Below are 18,097 nucleotides of genomic sequence, written 5' to 3'. Positions count from 1 at the left end.
GAGATAAAATTTGCGAGATTATACAATCAACCAACTCAAATGTCACTGAAACAAAATCAAATTTACGATTTAAGTTTTTTAAAAAGCCATTTAGTGTAAAATGCCCAAAATCAAATTCAACTTTAAAGCGTGAAATTATGAATCAATCAATATATAAACATATTAAAGCACTACCGCCACTTGATGATACGGTTATAAAAATTCAGGCGATTTGTGCTGATGAAAATAGCTCTCTTGGAGATCTTGCACAGATAATAGAAAAAGACCCAATGCTTACGGCAAACATCTTGCGTTCGGCGAATTCTCCGCTTTACGGCTTTAGTCGCGAGATAACAACCATCTCAAGAGCGGTTTCGCTATTTGGCATGGCTACTATTCGAGGTTTTGCACTATCAAGTGCGGTCAAAAAGAGCTTTAAGATAGATCTTGAACCATACGATATCACAAGTCAGGATTTTTTAAACATCTCAATTATGCAAAACGCTCTTATGTATAACTGGTACTCTAAGATAAATCCAAGAGCATTAAGCGTTTTATCTCCGGCTTCATTTATGCTTGAAGTAGGCAAAACCGTCCTTTCTCACGAGCTAGTAGAGACCGGCAAGGGGGCTGACTTTAAAGCAAAATTAAAAGAAATTTCAAATCCTTTTGATCTTTCAGAGCTTGAAAACGAAATTTTAGACATATCAAACGAAATTGTAACGGCTAAGATATTTGAACAGTGGAATCTTGAAACTGAGCTTGTTGATTCTATCTTTTATTCAAATTCTCCTGAAGATGCTCCTGAGCATATCAAGCCTTACTCCGTAGCTTTAAGAATAGTAAAAAATGCGGTAAATATCTTCCATCAGCTTGATGACGAAAGCATCCAAAACACTCTGCCTTTCCTAGACGAATACGGCTTTGCCCACGATAAGTTTTTAGAAGCCGTGGCTAAAGTAAAAGCTAATTTGTGAAAGAATTTTTAACCAAACTACTTGATGGATTAAACGGGAAGGAGATTTCAAGCGAACACAAAGAGACGCTTAGAAATCTCCTGAATTTAGGCGCCATAACCTCCCATAACGACAAATTTTATCTTAATAACGGTTTTGTTTGTGGCAAGCTTGACATAAGCTCAAACGGCACAGGATTTTTGATACCATTTGATAAGCGCTTTAAGCAAGACATATTAATAGAAAATAAAAATTTAAACAACTCTCACTACGGCGATATCGTCTTAGCCAAACTGCTTCCCCTTAAGAAAAAACGTCAAAGCGCAAAGGTCGTTCTTGCTTTAAAATTAGCCAACGAAACGAGTGTGGTTTATACCAAACATTTTGGGCAAGCTATTTTAGGAGTAAATTTAAAAACAGGGCTTAGTATAGCACTAAAAGCGACTCAAAAATCACTAAAAGCGCTACCGATAGGAACTCTGCTTAAGATAAATAATCTTAACAACGAGATTACCGAAGTTATAGGCAATATCAACGATCCTTTCTCGGATGAGAAAATTTCACTTGCGATCTATAATAAAAACGATAAATTTAGCGAAGCGAGCGAACTTGAAGCTGCATCTTGGGGAGATAGCGTTGATGCTAGCATGTATCCAAGCAGAGTTGATCTAAGCAAGCTTGAGTTTTGCACTATTGATCCCATTGATGCTAAAGACTTTGACGACGCGATATATTTTGATGAGAAAAATTTAGAAATTTACGTCGCAATCGCCGATGTAAGCGAATACGTAAGCAGTTACGGGGCAATTGACAAAGAGGCTAAATCGCGTGGATTTTCGATATATTTTCCACACATAGCCATACCTATGTTACCAAGAAGCCTAAGTGAAAACATCTGCTCGCTTAAACCGAACGTAACAAGGCTTGCGTTTTGTTTCAAGATCAAACTTAATAAAAATTTAGATGTCGTTGGCGAAGAGCTCTTTGAAGCTATTATAAATTCTAAAAAGAGATTCAATTACGACGAAATCGATGAAATTTTAGAAGACAAAAGGACAAGCGAGATATCTTGGATAAAGCCGCTTTTTGAGCTAACGTCAAATTTACGTGCAAAAAGGCTTAAAAACGCATTTGATTTTAGAACACAGGAGCTTAGAATGAGCCTTGATGATGAGGGTAAGCTTCTTTCAACCCGTTTTGAAACCGACTCAAACTCCCATAGGCTTGTTGAAGACTGCATGCTTTTAGCCAATAAAGCCGCGGCAAGGCTGATAGACGGCGTAGGAGTTTTTAGAAATCACGGAGCGCCGGATATCAGAAAGATAGAAAATTTACTTCAGGATTTAGCCGCTCTTGGATTTGACTTCACATACGAAAGCGATTTAGCCAACCTAATACGCAAAATTCAAGCCCAAGCAGATGCTATGGGCAACCGCGAAGAGATAGACAAACTGATCATAAAAGCTCAAAAAAAGGCCGAATACTCAGCTCAAAATTTAGGACACTTCGGGCTTGGATTTGATCGCTACACTCACTTTACAAGCCCGATTCGCCGCTACTCGGATCTTACTTTGCACCGCTTGCTTAAAGCGAAAATGAAAGATGACAAAAAACTCTTTAACTACCTGCTTTTAAACATCGAAAGTACTTGTGCGAATTTAAGCGAATTTGAGCGAGAAGCTGATAAAGTGGCATATGATTTCATGGATAGGAAATTTGCCAGATGGGCAAAAGAACGTATCGGACAGAGGTTTAAGGCTTACGTAAGCGAAAATCAAAATATGCTTGTCGCAAAGCTTGATGATGCGATAAAAGGCGCAAGAATATTTTTAAACTCATATTCTGCCGAGCTGCTTCAAAAACTTATCATAGAAATTACCGACGCGGACATCGCAAGCGGTGAAATTTTCGGTAGAGTAATTAAAAAAATCGATGTATAGAAGAGAGCTTGAAGGACTACTGCAAAGTCCAAAATTTCCAAACACATTTCTGCTTTTTGGAGCGGATGAATATCAAATAGAACTCTTTGCAAAGGAAATTTTAGCCAAATTTGAAGGGCTTAATTTACTTAGCCTTTACTACGACGAGTATGATTTTAACCTTGCTAAATCACATCTTTGCGAGCCTTCGCTTTTTGGCGACGAGGCTTTACTCCACATAAAAAGTGACAAAAAAATCCCTTCAAAAGAGCTTAAAATTTTAATCGAAGCTTGCAAAAACGGTGGCGCTTTTATATATGAATTTTACGAAGCGGACACAAAGATAACTTTTGATACGCAAAAAGCCTTCGGCGTAAATTTCGCTAGATTTTTTAAGCCAAATTCGCCTGATGAAGCCGTAACTCTATTAAGCAGGCAAGCGGGTAAGATAAATTTAAATATAACCAAAAACGCTCTTTTTGAGCTTTATAGAATTCACAACGAAAATTTATATTTAGCCGCAAGCGAACTAAACAAGCTTGCAAGCCTAAATGAGCCGATAAATGAAAATACGGTCAGAAATTTGGTGTTTTCGCTTTCAAGCATAAGTTTTGATGACTTTTTTGACAAATTTATAAATTTAAAAGACATCAGGCAGGATTTTTTCTCATGCGCAGACGATGGAAATTTCAACGAAATACTATTTATAAATTCACTCTATAGAGCCTTTTTTAGGCTGTTTAAACTGCATAGCTTCATAAAGATAAATGGAAAATTCGATATCAAAGAAACTCTTGGTTACACACCGCCTCCAAACATAGCAAACGAGCTTAAAAAGCAATGCTTGAGCATAAATTTAAAAACATATAAAGAAATTTTTATGGCCTTAAATTTAATGGAATTTGAGATAAAGACCAATGCAAAGCTTGACAAAAGACATTTTTTATTATCCTCACTTATATCTACGCAAAATTTAATCCATAAAAACAGCAAATATTAAGTAAAAAAAAGATAAAATCAGTCCTTGTCTTTAAACGGACATCCCCTTGCTCGCATGCGAGCTTAATACCCACAAGGAGAATTAATGAAGCATTACGAACTTTTATTCGTATTTAAGCCTACCTTGACAGAAGAAGAGGTAAGCGCAAAAGTTGATTTCATAAAAGAAATCCTTACAAAAAATGGTGCAGAGATTACGTCTTTGCTATCGCTTGGCACAAGAAAGCTTGCTTATACGGTTAAAAAACATGAGCGCGGCGTATTTTTTGTAGCTTATTTCACAGCTCCTACAGTTGCGATTGCAGAAGTTGAGCGTATCATAAGAATCAATGAAGACATCATCAAATTCTTAACAGTGAAATTTGAGAACAAAAAAGAAGTTGCGGCTTGGGAAAGACTAAGCAAAGGTATCAAGCAAAGCAAAAAAGAACCAAAACCAAAAGCTGAAGAGACTCCGTCACAGGAAGCATAAGGACGAAAAATGTTTAATAAAGTCGTTTTAGTAGGAAATCTTACAAGAGATATCGAGCTTAGATACACAACAGCCGGAGCGGCGATAGGAAACAGCTCTATAGCAGTTACTAGAAAATTTACCGCAAATGGCGAAAAACGTGAAGAAACCTGCTTCATCGATATTACATTTTTTGGCAAACAGGCTGAAATAGCAAACCAATATCTTTCAAAAGGCTCAAAGCTTCTAGTTGAGGGTCGCTTAAAGTTTGATCAATGGACTGACAATAACGGTCAAAACAGAAGCAAACATAGCGTAAGCGTTGAAAATATGGAAATGCTAGGCGGTTCAGGACAACAAGGCGGATTTAATCAAAACAGTAATCAACAAGCTAATTACGGACAAAGTAGCGGTTATGGCAATCAAAGCTACGGCAACCAAGGATATAACCAAAACGCAAACAGCTATAATGCCTCAAGAGCTCAAAACCAACAAAGCTACAATAGGCAACCAAGGCAAGATGATTACAACGATAAAATTCAAGATATAGATGTTGATGCTGACAAATACGACAGCGACGAGACAATACCATTTTAATTAAGGATTAGGATTTAATTATGGCAGAGAAAAGAAAATATTCAAGAAAATATTGCAAATATTGCGAAGCAAAAGTTGATTTTATAGATTACAAAGACACAACGCTTTTAAAATACTCTCTTTCAGAGCGTTTTAAAATAATGCCAAGACGTCTTACAGGCAACTGCAAAAAGCACCAAGAGATGGTCGAGCAAGCTATTAAAAGAGCGAGACATGCGGCATTTATACCTTACATAGTAGATCGCGACAACGTAGTTACAAATCCTTTCGAGGGTCTATAATACAAAGCCCTTTTTAGGGCTTTTATCTTTTTATATATTTCAATTTCACTTTTAATTTCTTAAATTTCATAAACTTTATCAATATTTACGTAGTATAATTTCCTTACTCTATTCAAGGAGATAATATGCGACTTCATGAAATTCCAACACCTGCTTTAATAATAGATAAAAAAATCGTAATGCAAAATTTGCAAAAAATGCAAGAGTATGCAGAAAAATACAAAGTAAATTTGCGTCCTCATACTAAAACTCACAAAATGCCATATTTCGCTAAGCTTCAAGAAAAATTTGGAGCTAAAGGCATAACTGTAGCTAAAGTCGGCGAGGCTGAAGCAATGGGTAGAAATGGGCTTAAAGATATATTTATAGCAAATGAAATAGTAGGAGATGAAAAATTTGAGCGAATCATAAAACTCACAAAAGACGGCATAAATTTAAGCTTTGGGATTGACAGTATCGAGCAAGCAAATTTAGTTCAAAGTGCTTTTGAAAAATTTAGAGTTAAAGCTAATGTGTTAATAGAAATAGAAGTAGGCGAAAATCGCTCAGGAGTAATCGAAAAAGAAGATTTTGCAGCACTTATAAACCATCTTAAAATTTGCAAAAATATAAATTTCAAAGGCATATTTTCACACGACGGTCACTCATACAAAGCTACCGACAAAAAAGAGTGTGAGCAGATTCACCTAAAAAGCCAAAAGCGCACTCTTGAATTTGCGTCTATCGCTAGCGAGCTAAATTTACCAGCCGAGATAGTAACTATCGGATCTACGCCTTCGCTGATTAATGATTTTGAGATACTAAAAGGCGTAACGGAGATAAGGCCTGGAACTTATATCTTTATGGACGCATCTCAAGCCGTGGCTTACGGGGACTTTAGCATGAATGCAGCTACCGTGCTTACGACTATCATCAGCAAGCCTACAAGCAAACGCGTGATAACCGATGTTGGAGCAAAGGGTCTAACCCAGCAAAGACGTACCATAGGTTTTGTGGCTACACCCGGACTTGGCAAGATAAAAGGAACTGACGTGTGGATTGACTCCGTCTATGACGAGCATGCCATAATCTATGATAAAAATTTAAGAGATAGCGTTAATATAGGCGATAAGCTTGAAATTTACCCAAACCACATCTGCCCTGTCGTAAATTTATATGAATTTGCTTATTTGATTGAAGACTGGCAAGTTGTGGATAAAATAGAAGTAAGCTGCAGGGGTAAAATTTACTAAAGAATAACAAGAAAAGGTATTAAATGTCAAAAATTAAAAATGTCCTAAAAATAGCTTTAATAGCCTTAATAGTAGGACACATAGGAATGTATATAGTCCAAAGAAGCGAGTGGCTATACAAAGATCAGCCATACAGAAAAGCAAAAGAGTGGCTAATAGGTGCAAATTTTATGATGGTGTATGGCAATTTTCTAACCAAACTACCCTTTGTGGACGAAAAAAGCTTTATCGTTCAGCCTGTACTTGCTTTGCAGGATTATTTCATAAAAAGGTGGAAAGAAAATCTGCCAAACGATGATGCGGAGAAATACACGGACTGGTATGTTTTTAGATTGATGATGTATATCGCCTCCGACCGCATTTATCTGTTTATAAAGTACGATATGGACGAAGTCAAAAAAATAAACTAAAAAGCATGGGAAACTATAGAAAATATGATTAAATATGAAGCCAAAGACAAGATGTTTCAAGAGATTAGATATGCCGCTTTTAATAACTCGTCCGTTATTTTTTGCAAAAAACGTACTTGTGAATTGGTCTAATATAAAAAACAAAAACTGGCGCAAGTTGGGTAAATATAAAAACCGAAATGAAATTGCAAGACGTGAAACAGCACGAAAGGCTCATAAAACTGCACGAATATATAAAACATATGAAGCGCTTTACCCCTCAAAATATCCCGAAATCTATGATAAAGCCAAAAAGGACGAAGCGGCTGAGTATTATGAAAACGCAAGGTTGCACTCCATCGTAAGCCAAATTTTACACTGGCAAATGCTCACGAATAGATACGCAAATATAGACGGTTTTTGCCAAACGAATAAAAACGAATACTTAAAAGATTACACCCAAACTAGGGATTGGCTGGTAAAAAATAAAGAAGATTTGGAGAAACACGATATAAATATTCATACGACCGTAATAAGATCAGTGGACGATAAGATAAAGGAAGTTTGTGAAAATTTAAATATTTAGATAATCAGCATTAAATTTAAGCAAATTTAACAACAAAAAAAGAAGTCTTGCTTTTACTCCACAAGACTTCATTAAATTTCAAATTTATTTTGAGACCAAAGCGACCTTTAAAACATCTTCTATCGTATCAACAGCAACGATCTTCACGTCAGTTTTTACGTCGTTTGGCACATCGTCTAAGTCGCGCTCGTAGTTTTTACGAGGGATTATTGCAGTCTTTATACCGGCCTTATGTGCCGCGATAAGCTTTTCTCTAAGCCCTCCTATAGGCAGCACCCTGCCGCTTAGCGTGATCTCGCCCGTCATAGCCACATCGCTTTTTACTTTTGTATCGGTTAGTATAGACGCAATAGCAGTTACCATCGTGATACCCGCACTCGGTCCATCTTTTGGAGTTGCCCCTTCGGGAACGTGGATATGCAGATCATATCTTCTATACACATCACTTACGGTCGGTTTTTTCTTGTCTTCAGCCAAATTTGGAATTATCTTAGCAGGTACTTTTAGCTTTTTCTCATCTATTAGAACTTTAACAAGGCTAAATGCGATATACGCGCTCTCTTTCATCACTTCTCCAAGAGAGCCCGTCACTTGCATAGCGCCTTTGCCTTGTATCCTTATAGCTTCGATCTTCAGCACATCCCCACCCACGCTCGTCCAAGCTAGACCATTCACCTGCCCTACCTGATCAACCTTGTCTGCAAGCTCTATTTCAAAGACCTTTTTTTCCAAAAATTCATTTAAATTCTTAGTCGTGATACTTACCTTACTTAAACTACTGTCCATAAGCAGTTTTTTAGCGGCTTTTCTAAATATATCCGCAAGCCTTCTTCGCAAATTTCGCACACCGCTTTCTCTGGTATAGTCGCTTATGATAAGTTTAAGCACATCTTTTCCGAAACTTACCTCGCTTGGCTTAAGCCCGTGCTTTTTCAACTCTTGAGGAATAAGATATTTTTTAGCTATCTCGAATTTTTCTTGCGGAGTATATGAACTAAGTTGGATAAATTCCATCCTGTCGCGAAGCGCAGGCGGTATCGACCCCACATCATTTGCCGTGGCTACAAATACTACTTTGCTTAGATCGATATTGAAATTTAAGTAATAATCTCTAAATTTATTATTTTGCTCAGGGTCTAAAATTTCAAGCAAAACCGCCGTAGGATCGCCACGAAAGCTTCTGCCGACTTTATCGATCTCATCAAGCACCACGACAGGATTCATCTGCTTAGCCTCTATGAGACCTTGCACTATGCGCCCCGGCATCGCTCCTATATAGGTTCTTCTATGCCCCCTAAGCTCATTTACGTCCTCAAGCCCGCCTAGTGCTACGCGCACCAGCTCTCTTTTAAGCGCTTTTGCGATGGAATTTGCAAGGCTAGTTTTACCCACTCCCGGAGGTCCCGCAAAGCACAAAATAGCTCCGTTATTTACCTTATCGGCAACTCCTCTAAGCTCCAAAAGCTCGCGCAGAGCAAAATACTCTTCAATCCTTGCTTTTGGTCTTTCAAGTCCGTAGTGATCGGTATTTAGATGTTTGCTTACTTCGGCAACGCTTGATTTTTTATTGGCTATATTTTCAAAAGGCACCTCAATAACCCAGTCAAGATAGCTCTGTATAGTGTTCGCATCGGCAGAATCAGGATGCATCCTACCAAGCTTATCTATCTGCTTTTTGATCTCCTTATAAGCATCTTCGCCCATAAATTTCTTCTTTTTCTCAAGCTTTTTTCGATACTCTTCGATCTCTTCCTCGCGAGTCGTATCGCTACCCAGCTCTTGCTGAATTTGCTTTAGCTGCTCTTTTAGAAAATACTCTTTATTTACTTTATCGATACGCGAATGAACCTTGCTTTTAATCTCTCTTTGAAGCTTATTAGCCTCTATCTCTTCGATGATAAAGTCAATTAGTTTAAGAAGTTTTTGCTCTAAATTTTCCTCTATAAAAAACTCATATGCCGTTTGCTTTTTAAGTCTAAGCGAGCTTAAAACCAGATCACACACTCTGCTTACCTCAACACTTTCTTCGATAGTTTTTAGCAAATCAGGCGGGAAAAAATGGCTAAGCGCAGCTAGATCACGCACCTTTTCGCGAAGCACGGTTACGAGCGCATCGCTTTTTACGGCTGTCGGACGCTTTTCATGCATGATATCCACTGTGGCTCTTAAAGGCTTGCCTTTTGACTCAAGGACAACCCTGCCTTTACTCATGCCCTGAAAGAGAATTTTGACTCTTCCGTCAGGCAAAGGAACCTTGCGCATGATAGTCCCAATGACACCCGCATCATAAATTCCTTCAAAATCGCGCGCGCCTTCGTTTTGAGGCTTTGTCGGAGCTACTAAAATTTGGCTTTGGTTTTCGATAGCCAAATTTAAAGCGGATAAATTTTCATCATCGCTTAAAAATAGCGGAGTTATCATAAATGGATATAAAAATAGCTCGTCTTCAACGATTATAGGAAGCTCTGTGGGAAATGTTTTTGATTCGTTTATCTGCAAATTTATCTCCTACTCAAAAATTTTTCTATACCAAGGAAGCTGAGGCTTAATAAGCTTAGCGTCATTTAACGGCGAATTTTCAACCTTTTTCTTGTAAATTTCAGCAGATTCGCTTCTGCCTGTTCGCTCGTATAGATCTGCAATCTGCTCGTCAAGATAAAATATCGCAAGCTGAAATTTCGTAAGCATCGTCTCTATAAGCGGTCGATATTTGGTATTTGGATAGATGTAAAGAAATTTTTCTATCTCGTTAATACTATCTTGCATAAGCTTTTGGTTGCGATTTGGCTGAGAAAACGAGTCAAAATTCGCTTTTATCTTAAGATAGTGTGCAAATTCGGTCTTAGGTCCGTTGTCGCCGTATCTCTTAATATACTCATCAAGATAGAAATTTGCCAGCAAATACTCCTCTTCGTTTGCGTGAGCCTGAGAAAGGATAAGCAAAATTTGCTCTAAAAGCGGGCTTGCTACGTGTTCGCTTGACATTGAAGTATAGTGCTTATCGGCACTTTCCAAGTCGCGATCTTTTATGTCGGCAACGATTTGAGAGTACCATTCTTCGGGAGTTAAATTATAAAGCTCGCTGTATTTTTCGGCACAACCGCTTAGTAAAAAAATAAAGATCGTCGCATATAATATTTTAGTGACAAATTTCATAAACGTCCTTATATTAGAATTTAAAATGTGATATTTTACTATGCATTGGGTTATTTTTCTATAAATTTAAAATAAATTTACAATTTAGCTTAAAATATAAAAAAATTTGATACAATATTGTAACATTTTAAAAGCAGGAGAACTTTGATGGTATTTGAGGTTAAAAGTCCTATTTTAGGCTTTGAGCACATTAAAAGCATGGAGCTTATAGAGCTTGACAAATTTTTTGTAAAACTTAAAAGCAAAGATAATGAAACATCTTTTACAATGATAAATCCATATGCTTTGAGAAATTACGAATTTGAGATCCCGACATACTATCAAGAACTCATGGATATAAATGATAATAGCGAGTTAAGAGTATATAACATAATGATTGTAAGCGTTCCGATAGAGACCTCAACCGTAAATTTTATGGCTCCTATCGTATGCAATATGACAAATATGACGTTATCTCAAGTGGTTTTGGACGTATATAACTATCCGGACTATAAACAAGCGGAGAAAATTTCAGATTTTATACAAAAATAATGTTTTGCTTTTAGCAAAAAGGATTTAAGATGAAAAAAATAAGTTGCATTTTAATTAGTACGTTTACATTATGCACCGCTTTATTTGGAGCAGAATACAAAGACAATAATAATCTAACTCATAGCATTGACCCAAGCGAAGTTTACTATAGAGGTCCTATTGGGTATGTAGACATAAACGCTCAAGGAACACTATCAAAAAGACTACTCGAGCCAAACAAGACAAGTGAAAATCAAAGAAAAAAAATATACGGAGATATAGAAACTATAGGTTCTACCATACTAATGCCTACAAAAGGCTACGGTTTTCAGCCTACTAGACAATATGGAAATGATACTGTTATACAACCATTTGACTTTATAAAAGAAGACCCTAACTATAGATACAACTCTTCTAGAGCCACTTTTAACTTTAGACAAGAATCTGGAAATGCTTTATTGGATGAATATGCAGAAAAAAATATTGATGGCAAAAAAGTAGTCTTTGCAAGGCTTTACTGGGGTGGAGGTATCTCTTTGGGTTGGAATACACCAGATGCCGAAGAAATGAGAAAAAAATATTTTAACAACATACATCAATTTAACGAAATAACATTTGGAACACCTAAGGAGGTTAATGGAAAAACCTACCATAGGCTGACTGCCGAAGAGAAAGACACAAGATGGTATGGCTCATTCTCAACTTATGGAATGCAATTTACGTATCAAGCCAGCGTAGATGTAACAGATTTGGTTAAAAAATCATTAGGCAAAACAAATACAGAAAGAACTTTTAGCGCGGGAGATATAAAAGCCTCCAACTGGAAACCTACTAATTTCTATGGGTATAGAGACAATGGATGGGTTGGAGGACTATATGCCCCTCATTACGGCGGTTGGGCATTGGTTATAGTATATGACTTTGAAGACAAAGGTGCCTCAGATGGATTAAAACCAAAGGGAGTTTATGTATATGACGGACTTACTGTGTTGGCTCCTATTCACTTAAGAGGAAAACAGTCTCGTATAGATACCCTAGAAGTTCCATTAAGCGGATTTTTTACGCCTGCTAGCGGCAAGGTAAATTCAAGCCTTACTATTTTATCTTTTGGTGCAAAAGCAGAAGTTGATAAAGAAAATATAGAAATTTTAGATTCCAAAAACGTATACCGCTCAGTAAGTTCAAACAACTTTAACCGCTTAGAAAATCAGTTTAATAGTACTATTACGAGATTTGACAAACCTATGGTTGCTCACAAGCTTTATAACAACCAGATGGATCTTGATATATACAATCTAAAAGATCATATCTCAAACAAACAGACATCCACCACGATAAAGCTCACTGCACAAGCCATAACTCGCCCTGGTGGAGGTGTTATGGGTGAAAGAGAAAACATAGGCTTAGTTGCGTTTGCTACCGAGCTTTATGAGCCTGAAGTATGTTATATAGAAAAACTACAAGTTAGAGGTAAAAATCAAACAGACGAGAAAGATTTTAAAGACGTAAGTACCGACTCAGGCAGCAAAACACTAGCAAAAACAGGCGACACTTTAAGACTGCAACTAAAAATAATAAATAGAGGTTCTGAAGATGCCTTTAAGGTAGGTTTAACCTCCACTCTCAATCAAAAAAACGTTTCTTACATAGCAGAAACTACCTATATGAATCCAAGCTCCACAAAAAGCAGTGGATTTGACGTTAGCAAAACGTCCAAAATAAGCGATAATTCAAACCTTCAGAGAGTTGATGAACAAAATGGAATTATAGAGTTTTCGATAGGAGAAGGCGCCACAGGCATAGGCAACGGAGGAACTTTGCATAAAACAAACGAAGCTCTCATACAGTTTGACACAAGACTAGCAGAGGAATTTGATCCTGATGATTACATCAAACATAATGTTGAATTTATCAATGAAGATATAGGTGTGAGATATAGCGGTATCATAAACAGATGTGAAGATAAAAAATACCAACTAGAAGTTGCCGGTATATCAAACAGGATAGTTAACAAGAAATTTTCTGAACTGGGGAACTCTGAGAATTTATTTACTCAACTAGCAGGAAGAGAATTTGATACCAAACTCTTAAATATAATGACCTCTTCATCGACAGGTAGAGTTTTGGAAAATTTCGACATTCTTCCTACTGAGAAGATTAAAGTAGATATAGTACCAAACGGCGATTGCGAAAAAGGACAAAACGTCATCAACGAAATAGTAGGTGCCACCGATACTAAAAAGAACTTTTTCCTTTTCAGTAAAGACCAACTAGATAATCAAAATATGCTTGACTTAAAAGGTATTAAAATCAATGAAGCCTACCAAAAGCTATATTTTAGAATTTCGTATTTGGATGCAAGCGACAAACTTATCAGAACTCCGTCTTGCGCTTCTGATCCATTTAGTATAAGACCTAAGGAATTTAGATTTTATAATTCCAACAATAGAACAAACAACTTCGGTAATCTAGTGGGAGGAAGAGGATATACAAATATATGGCTTGAAGCTGTAAATAACGGCAATGCTTTATCTAAAACATACTCAACAGTTGTAAATCCGATAAATTTTGGACTATCGCCATTAAGACCTACTACTTGCCCTGTTGCGAATTTTGCATTCCAAAACCAAACTACACTAGAAGCAAAATTTGAAAATGGTAGAGGTCAGCTAACAAGGGTTTGGGATGGTGTTAGGGAAATTTTTGCGCCTGAATATGGAACAAATTTCGTATATCCTAATATAGGTCATGTCCTAATAACTGCAAGGGATAAAAAATGGACAAACGTAGATCAAGCATCAGGAGCAACTGATCCAAATTTGAATGATTGTATAATAGACAATGATACTATAACTGAAAATGCCGCAGGCAAGATAGGTTGCGATATAAGCGCTAGAAATGATTTAAATTTGCTCTTTGTGCCAAACGATATATCAATTAATAATTTACGAATTCTAAATTTTAACAACGGAGCTATGACCTATCTTTCAGGAAATGCTACCGGTATGCAAGCAACTGCGAATTTCAATATAACTGCAAGATTAGGAGATAATGCAAATACAACAGCAACTCTATACACTAGAGGTTGTTACTCTAGAAACGTCACTTTCACTACAGGTATCCAAGGAGATGTGAGTGATTTTACAGATTTACAAGGAAGAGCCATAGACGATCCTGCAAATAGGACTGCTGCTGCTCTACAAAACATATTGTATTTCAATCAAGAAATCCAAGATCCCGACAACAATCAAAACATCATAAACAGTAAGGCAAATACAGACACTGATAACAACGGGGCATATTTTGCAGACAGGAGATTTTTCTTAAACGGCACTGCGCCTTATACAGTTAGATTTAACTTTACTAGAGATATTAGATTTGCAAGAAATCCATTTAGAATCACTTCAAATAACTTTACTTTTAATAATATTTCAGATACTGATTCGGTAGCTGGCGCACCTTATGCGGCTCCTTTAAATGTTACAAATGTTGATTTCTACTACGGAAGAGTCTATGCGCCTGATTACGAAGGTCTTGCTACAGGATTTAACGCCAATGTGTATTATGGTATTTTTTGCAATGGATGCAATCCAGCTACCGAACCAAACAGATATCCTTTGATAACTGCAACGAGCCAAACTCTACCACAAACAACAAGTTGGTTTGTCAACATCACTCACACAGCCATACAAGGAAGAGTAGCTGCCTATCAGCCAACACTAAATACGACAACAGTAACTCCCAATATAACAACACCGACTATACAAAACGGTATCGAGCAAATTCGTCTTTCAAGTACTGCCATTCCTTCAGAAGATACTATAAGAATGAGTGTGCCGCAATGGTTACTATTTAATCCTTTAGACACTGCAGCCACAACAAATGACTTTAATGTAAAATTTTATGGAAATATCATCAGATGGGGAGGAAGAGCACTAAGCGAAGACAGAGTAGATGTTGGTGTAGGCAAAGTAGATGCGGGACAACTTAATAATACGTCTCAAAAAACAAACGAGAGGCTAAGCTGGTAATGAGAAAAGGTTTTTCTTTAATAGAACTTATCGTATCTATCGTAGTGGTAGGTATAACGCTTATGTCTATCCCTGTCTTACTTTCTCAAACGGTAGCTAACAATAATGCAGCCGTTATTCAAGAAAGTGTAATGGATGCCAAAACAAGAATGGCGCTTGTACTAAAAGCTCCATGGGGTTGTTTTGGTAATCCTAACGATTTTGCCATTTTTGGAAATTTGCGAACACCTATTTTTAACCAAACTGGAGCAAATTTTAATTTTTATACCGCCAACGGCATAGTGGCAAATAATAGAAGAAATATCAATAATGCGGCAGACATGCCTGGTAACTGCGCAGGCGGACAAAGGCTAAACGACTTTGCAGGAAATATCATCGTAAATAGTGCCGCAGGATACAATAGAGATGCTATAGTAAATTCAACGCTAAATATAATAATAAACCCTGATCCAAATACCAATATGAACGATACTGCAAACCCGAACATGAAAGAAATAGTGATAACAACAACTACAAACAATACGCAAAGCGATGGTACTAATCATACGATAATACTTAGAGCATATTCGGCAAATATAGGCGATAGCCCTACAATCGAAACAAGGGCATGGTAATGAAAAAAGCATTTACTTTATTAGAGCTTATAGTGGTTATTGTTATAGTAGGAATTTTATCACTAATGGGGGTTGAAATTTCTCTTAATATATATAGAGGCTACCTTCAAAGTAGATCCATTAACACACTTGAAGCTCAAACAGAGCTTGTGCTAGAGCAAATTTCAAAAAGGCTTGCGGCACGCATAAAAAGCTCAACTATAGGAAGGCGGGATGCGGCTACTTTCGTATCTACACAAGATCCAAATTTGAATAGTACTTATCCAATACTAGAATGGGTAAGCTATAGCTACGAAACGTTTCAAAATAGCGGATGGAGTGGCTTTATCGATTTAAACCATGCAAATACAACTAGAACCAATGCTGCAGGTGCAGGCACTATAGAGACCCCTTTTAGCAATCTAGCAAATGCTTCTACCGATATAGCTAATCTAACAAACAATCTAGCATCGCTTAATGCTGGCAATAATCAAGTTGGTATATTATTCAGAGGAACTCCAATAAATATAGCTACATCTTTTGGATATAATGGTGTAAATGCCAATTCAATAGGTATAGTTACAGGAAGAACCAATAATACAACGCTAAATATAGTCTATCCTACAGGAAGTCAAATTTCAGAGCAATACTACCTGCTTCATACTGCTTATGCAGTAGTACCTACAAATGCTGCAGGCGAAATAATGCAGCCTGGAACTGCCGAAAGTGATTTTACTCTTATGCTTCATTATAACTATAGACCGTGGATAGCAGGTGCTCAAAATCAGTTTAACGGAGACAATACAAGCAGGGCAGTTTTGGCAACAAATGTTACTAGATTTAATTTTTCTGAAGCAAACGGAATAATAATTCTAAAACTTTGCATAAGAGATGGAAATAGATCTCTTGGAGTAAGAAACGGCGTAAATGAAGCCGAAGCTACCGTATGCAAGACAAAGGCGATATATTAATGAAACAGATGAGAAAAGGCTTTAGCTTAGTAACAGCTATATTTTTTATGGTTTTAGTTGCCACCATTGCAACCCTTGGACTTAGTCTTTCAGCAACCACATCAAAGCACACTACGGATATATTTTTAAGAGAACAAGCCGAGCTACTAGCCCAAAGCGCAACTGAGCTAGCAGTAATGAATTTATTACAAACTACTTTTGATGCAACAAATTGCCCAGCGCAACCAGCAAATAGAAGTATTGTAAATATAAATTTTCCAAGTGATGCAAACACTCTTTTTACAGCAACTGTAGATGTAGTTCAAATTTTTGGTGTTATGAACGGTTGCGGCACTCCTATAACTCTAGACGGAGCAGGAAACAATCCCTCAACTGGCACAGTTATCTTAGATGTAACGGTAACTTCAAATCCTGATTTTAACATCCCGATTAGATTCCACAGACGCACTATCCAAAAGCTTTAATATGCTATAATAGACGCACATTAATGCAAAGGAGCTATGATGAATACAAGCATCACAGGAAAACAATTTGAACTAACCGATCCGATCAAAAGCTACATCCAAAACGCTTTTGATTCGCTCAACAAATACAATTTAGATATTATTTCGGGACGTTGCGTCGTTTCGGCTGATGAAAAAAACGGCAAAAAAGGTTTTAGCGTAGAATTTGCTATAAATTTGGCTAGAAAAGATACTATAGTTATTCGCCAAAAAGACAAGGATTTATATGCAGCGGTTGATCTTGCGATAGATCGCGCATCAAAGGTGCTTCGCAGAGAGCATGATAAGAACGTAACCGTTAAAAACAAAGACGACGGTAAGGCTATAAGGGCAACCATAGCCGATGAGCCTAGCGACGAAGATATAGATGAGGTTATTCCTATGGAGCTTGAGCTATATAAGCCGCTTGAGATAGAAGAAGCGCTAGCAAAGCTTAAAGATAGCGACATGCAGTTTTACGTATTTAACGATATAGATGCCAAAATGAGAGTTTTATATAAACGCTCAGACGGCAAATTTGGACTTTATTAAAATTTAGGGGCAGCCTTTGCCCCATCATTCTATTTACTTAAATTTATTTTTAATCTCTTTAAAAACCTACATAAACCAAACTATTAGCTAACTTAAGTGACTTAAATTTTACCATCAAAATTTGAAGTTAATTTTATCTTCCTTGTTTTTGCCTGACTTGCGCTATACTTTCACCTCCAAGCCCGTAATTATCCATTTCGATTTCATCTATTATCACTACCGTTGAAGCCTTGTTTCTTCCTAAAATTTCAGCCACAAGCTCGGTTGCTCCTGATATCAATCTCTGCTTTTGCTCTGTGGTTATAGGCTCTTTTTCTTTTGTGATTTTGATATTTACAAACGGCATTTTTATCTCCTTGTAGTTATAAATTTCATGCCAAAACCCATCTTGCGGCAAACAGACATCAAATTTT

The 18,097-nt window shown here is 37.0% G+C and carries 18 protein-coding genes; 15 read left to right on the top strand and 3 right to left on the bottom strand.

Features of this window, described 5'->3' with window-relative positions:
- Positions 1-137 precede the first annotated feature (137 nt).
- The 9 genes from CDOM16188_RS01355 to CDOM16188_RS01315 all read left to right on the top strand — a co-directional run bounded on the left by CDOM16188_RS01355 (position 138) and on the right by CDOM16188_RS01315 (position 7,389).
- Positions 138-956: an HDOD domain-containing protein gene (locus CDOM16188_RS01355; protein ID WP_172197619.1), complete on the top strand. Its 819-nt coding sequence runs from the start codon at positions 138-140 to the stop codon at positions 954-956.
- Entirely contained in the window at positions 953-2,875 is a 1,923-nt protein-coding gene (locus tag CDOM16188_RS01350) for a ribonuclease R family protein (protein WP_172197616.1), read from the top strand. Before CDOM16188_RS01355 ends, CDOM16188_RS01350 begins: the two co-directional genes overlap by 4 nt.
- Positions 2,868-3,854, top strand: coding sequence for a DNA polymerase III subunit delta (holA, locus tag CDOM16188_RS01345; protein ID WP_172197613.1), 987 nt, complete (start codon positions 2,868-2,870; stop codon positions 3,852-3,854). The genes CDOM16188_RS01350 and holA overlap by 8 nt, the downstream gene beginning before the upstream one ends.
- An 84-nt stretch (positions 3,855-3,938) precedes the next feature.
- Positions 3,939-4,325 (top strand): 30S ribosomal protein S6, encoded by a 387-nt coding sequence (gene rpsF, locus CDOM16188_RS01340; RefSeq protein WP_169942310.1) that lies wholly within the window; start codon positions 3,939-3,941, stop codon positions 4,323-4,325.
- Positions 4,326-4,334: 9 nt separating this feature from the next.
- Positions 4,335-4,901 (top strand): single-stranded DNA-binding protein, encoded by a 567-nt coding sequence (locus CDOM16188_RS01335; RefSeq protein WP_169942308.1) that lies wholly within the window; start codon positions 4,335-4,337, stop codon positions 4,899-4,901.
- A 20-nt stretch (positions 4,902-4,921) separates the two neighbouring features.
- Positions 4,922-5,182 (top strand): 30S ribosomal protein S18, encoded by a 261-nt coding sequence (gene rpsR / locus CDOM16188_RS01330; protein WP_169942306.1) that lies wholly within the window; start codon positions 4,922-4,924, stop codon positions 5,180-5,182.
- A gap of 125 nt (positions 5,183-5,307) precedes the next feature.
- Positions 5,308-6,414 (top strand): alanine racemase, encoded by a 1,107-nt coding sequence (locus tag CDOM16188_RS01325; protein WP_172197610.1) that lies wholly within the window; start codon positions 5,308-5,310, stop codon positions 6,412-6,414.
- 23 nt (positions 6,415-6,437) lie between these two features.
- Positions 6,438-6,824, top strand: coding sequence for a hypothetical protein (locus CDOM16188_RS01320; RefSeq protein ID WP_172197607.1), 387 nt, complete (start codon positions 6,438-6,440; stop codon positions 6,822-6,824).
- 70 nt (positions 6,825-6,894) lie between these two features.
- Entirely contained in the window at positions 6,895-7,389 is a 495-nt protein-coding gene (locus CDOM16188_RS01315) for a hypothetical protein (RefSeq protein WP_172197604.1), read from the top strand.
- A gap of 84 nt (positions 7,390-7,473) precedes the next feature.
- On the opposite strand, the gene lon is transcribed toward CDOM16188_RS01315, so the two are convergent.
- Positions 7,474-9,888, bottom strand: coding sequence for an endopeptidase La (lon, locus tag CDOM16188_RS01310; protein WP_172197601.1), 2,415 nt, complete (start codon positions 9,886-9,888; stop codon positions 7,474-7,476).
- 9 nt (positions 9,889-9,897) lie between these two features.
- Entirely contained in the window at positions 9,898-10,545 is a 648-nt protein-coding gene (locus tag CDOM16188_RS01305; protein ID WP_172197598.1) for an outer membrane protein assembly factor BamD, read from the bottom strand.
- 147 nt (positions 10,546-10,692) lie between these two features.
- Here CDOM16188_RS01305 and fliW point away from each other — a divergent pair, with 147 nt between their 5' ends.
- Genes fliW through raiA form a run of 6 tightly spaced genes read left to right on the top strand, consistent with a single transcriptional unit; the run spans position 10,693 to position 17,684 of the window.
- On the top strand, positions 10,693-11,076 hold the full coding sequence (fliW, locus tag CDOM16188_RS01300) for a flagellar assembly protein FliW (RefSeq protein WP_172197959.1): 384 nt from the start codon (positions 10,693-10,695) through the stop codon (positions 11,074-11,076).
- Between the two features lie 29 nt (positions 11,077-11,105).
- Positions 11,106-15,086, top strand: coding sequence for a hypothetical protein (locus CDOM16188_RS01295; protein WP_172197595.1), 3,981 nt, complete (start codon positions 11,106-11,108; stop codon positions 15,084-15,086).
- Positions 15,086-15,700 (top strand): type II secretion system protein, encoded by a 615-nt coding sequence (locus CDOM16188_RS01290; protein WP_172197592.1) that lies wholly within the window; start codon positions 15,086-15,088, stop codon positions 15,698-15,700. Before CDOM16188_RS01295 ends, CDOM16188_RS01290 begins: the two co-directional genes overlap by 1 nt.
- Positions 15,700-16,650, top strand: a complete 951-nt coding sequence (locus tag CDOM16188_RS01285; RefSeq protein WP_172197589.1) for a prepilin-type N-terminal cleavage/methylation domain-containing protein — start codon at positions 15,700-15,702, stop codon at positions 16,648-16,650. Before CDOM16188_RS01290 ends, CDOM16188_RS01285 begins: the two co-directional genes overlap by 1 nt.
- The gene (locus CDOM16188_RS01280; protein WP_253908112.1) at positions 16,650-17,114 is read left to right on the top strand and encodes a hypothetical protein; all 465 of its coding nucleotides are present in this window, start codon (positions 16,650-16,652) and stop codon (positions 17,112-17,114) included. The genes CDOM16188_RS01285 and CDOM16188_RS01280 overlap by 1 nt, the downstream gene beginning before the upstream one ends.
- Before the next feature lie 39 nt (positions 17,115-17,153).
- Positions 17,154-17,684 carry a ribosome-associated translation inhibitor RaiA gene (gene raiA, locus CDOM16188_RS01275; protein ID WP_172197586.1) on the top strand — a complete coding sequence of 177 codons (531 nt, stop codon included), beginning with the start codon at positions 17,154-17,156 and terminating at the stop codon, positions 17,682-17,684.
- A gap of 133 nt (positions 17,685-17,817) precedes the next feature.
- Here raiA and CDOM16188_RS01270 read toward each other — a convergent pair whose 3' ends face one another.
- A complete protein-coding gene (locus CDOM16188_RS01270) occupies positions 17,818-18,030 on the bottom strand; it encodes a 2-hydroxymuconate tautomerase family protein (RefSeq protein ID WP_172197953.1) in 213 nt (70 codons plus the stop codon).
- Positions 18,031-18,097: the final 67 nt, after the last annotated feature.

This window comes from Campylobacter sp. RM16188 (assembly GCF_012978795.1).
Lineage (GTDB): Bacteria > Campylobacterota > Campylobacteria > Campylobacterales > Campylobacteraceae > Campylobacter_A > Campylobacter_A canis.
Note: the sequence above shows the minus strand (reverse complement) of the source record. Positions and strands in the feature narration are given on the sequence as shown.

What these genes read in the sequence shown, in the direction of transcription:
- CDOM16188_RS01355 (WP_172197619.1), top strand. Translation starts at nt 138, where the DNA reads ATGAATCAATCAATATATAAACATATTAAAGCACTACCGCCACTTGAT.
- holA (WP_172197613.1), top strand. Translation starts at nt 2,868, where the DNA reads ATGTATAGAAGAGAGCTTGAAGGACTACTGCAAAGTCCAAAATTTCCA.
- rpsF (WP_169942310.1), top strand. Translation starts at nt 3,939, where the DNA reads ATGAAGCATTACGAACTTTTATTCGTATTTAAGCCTACCTTGACAGAA.
- CDOM16188_RS01335 (WP_169942308.1), top strand. Translation starts at nt 4,335, where the DNA reads ATGTTTAATAAAGTCGTTTTAGTAGGAAATCTTACAAGAGATATCGAG.
- rpsR (WP_169942306.1), top strand. Translation starts at nt 4,922, where the DNA reads ATGGCAGAGAAAAGAAAATATTCAAGAAAATATTGCAAATATTGCGAA.
- CDOM16188_RS01325 (WP_172197610.1), top strand. Translation starts at nt 5,308, where the DNA reads ATGCGACTTCATGAAATTCCAACACCTGCTTTAATAATAGATAAAAAA.
- CDOM16188_RS01320 (WP_172197607.1), top strand. Translation starts at nt 6,438, where the DNA reads ATGTCAAAAATTAAAAATGTCCTAAAAATAGCTTTAATAGCCTTAATA.
- CDOM16188_RS01315 (WP_172197604.1), top strand. Translation starts at nt 6,895, where the DNA reads ATGCCGCTTTTAATAACTCGTCCGTTATTTTTTGCAAAAAACGTACTT.
- CDOM16188_RS01305 (WP_172197598.1), bottom strand. Translation starts at nt 10,545, where the DNA reads ATGAAATTTGTCACTAAAATATTATATGCGACGATCTTTATTTTTTTA.
- fliW (WP_172197959.1), top strand. Translation starts at nt 10,693, where the DNA reads ATGGTATTTGAGGTTAAAAGTCCTATTTTAGGCTTTGAGCACATTAAA.
- CDOM16188_RS01295 (WP_172197595.1), top strand. Translation starts at nt 11,106, where the DNA reads ATGAAAAAAATAAGTTGCATTTTAATTAGTACGTTTACATTATGCACC.
- CDOM16188_RS01290 (WP_172197592.1), top strand. Translation starts at nt 15,086, where the DNA reads ATGAGAAAAGGTTTTTCTTTAATAGAACTTATCGTATCTATCGTAGTG.
- CDOM16188_RS01285 (WP_172197589.1), top strand. Translation starts at nt 15,700, where the DNA reads ATGAAAAAAGCATTTACTTTATTAGAGCTTATAGTGGTTATTGTTATA.
- CDOM16188_RS01280 (WP_253908112.1), top strand. Translation starts at nt 16,650, where the DNA reads ATGAAACAGATGAGAAAAGGCTTTAGCTTAGTAACAGCTATATTTTTT.
- raiA (WP_172197586.1), top strand. Translation starts at nt 17,154, where the DNA reads ATGAATACAAGCATCACAGGAAAACAATTTGAACTAACCGATCCGATC.
- CDOM16188_RS01270 (WP_172197953.1), bottom strand. Translation starts at nt 18,030, where the DNA reads ATGCCGTTTGTAAATATCAAAATCACAAAAGAAAAAGAGCCTATAACC.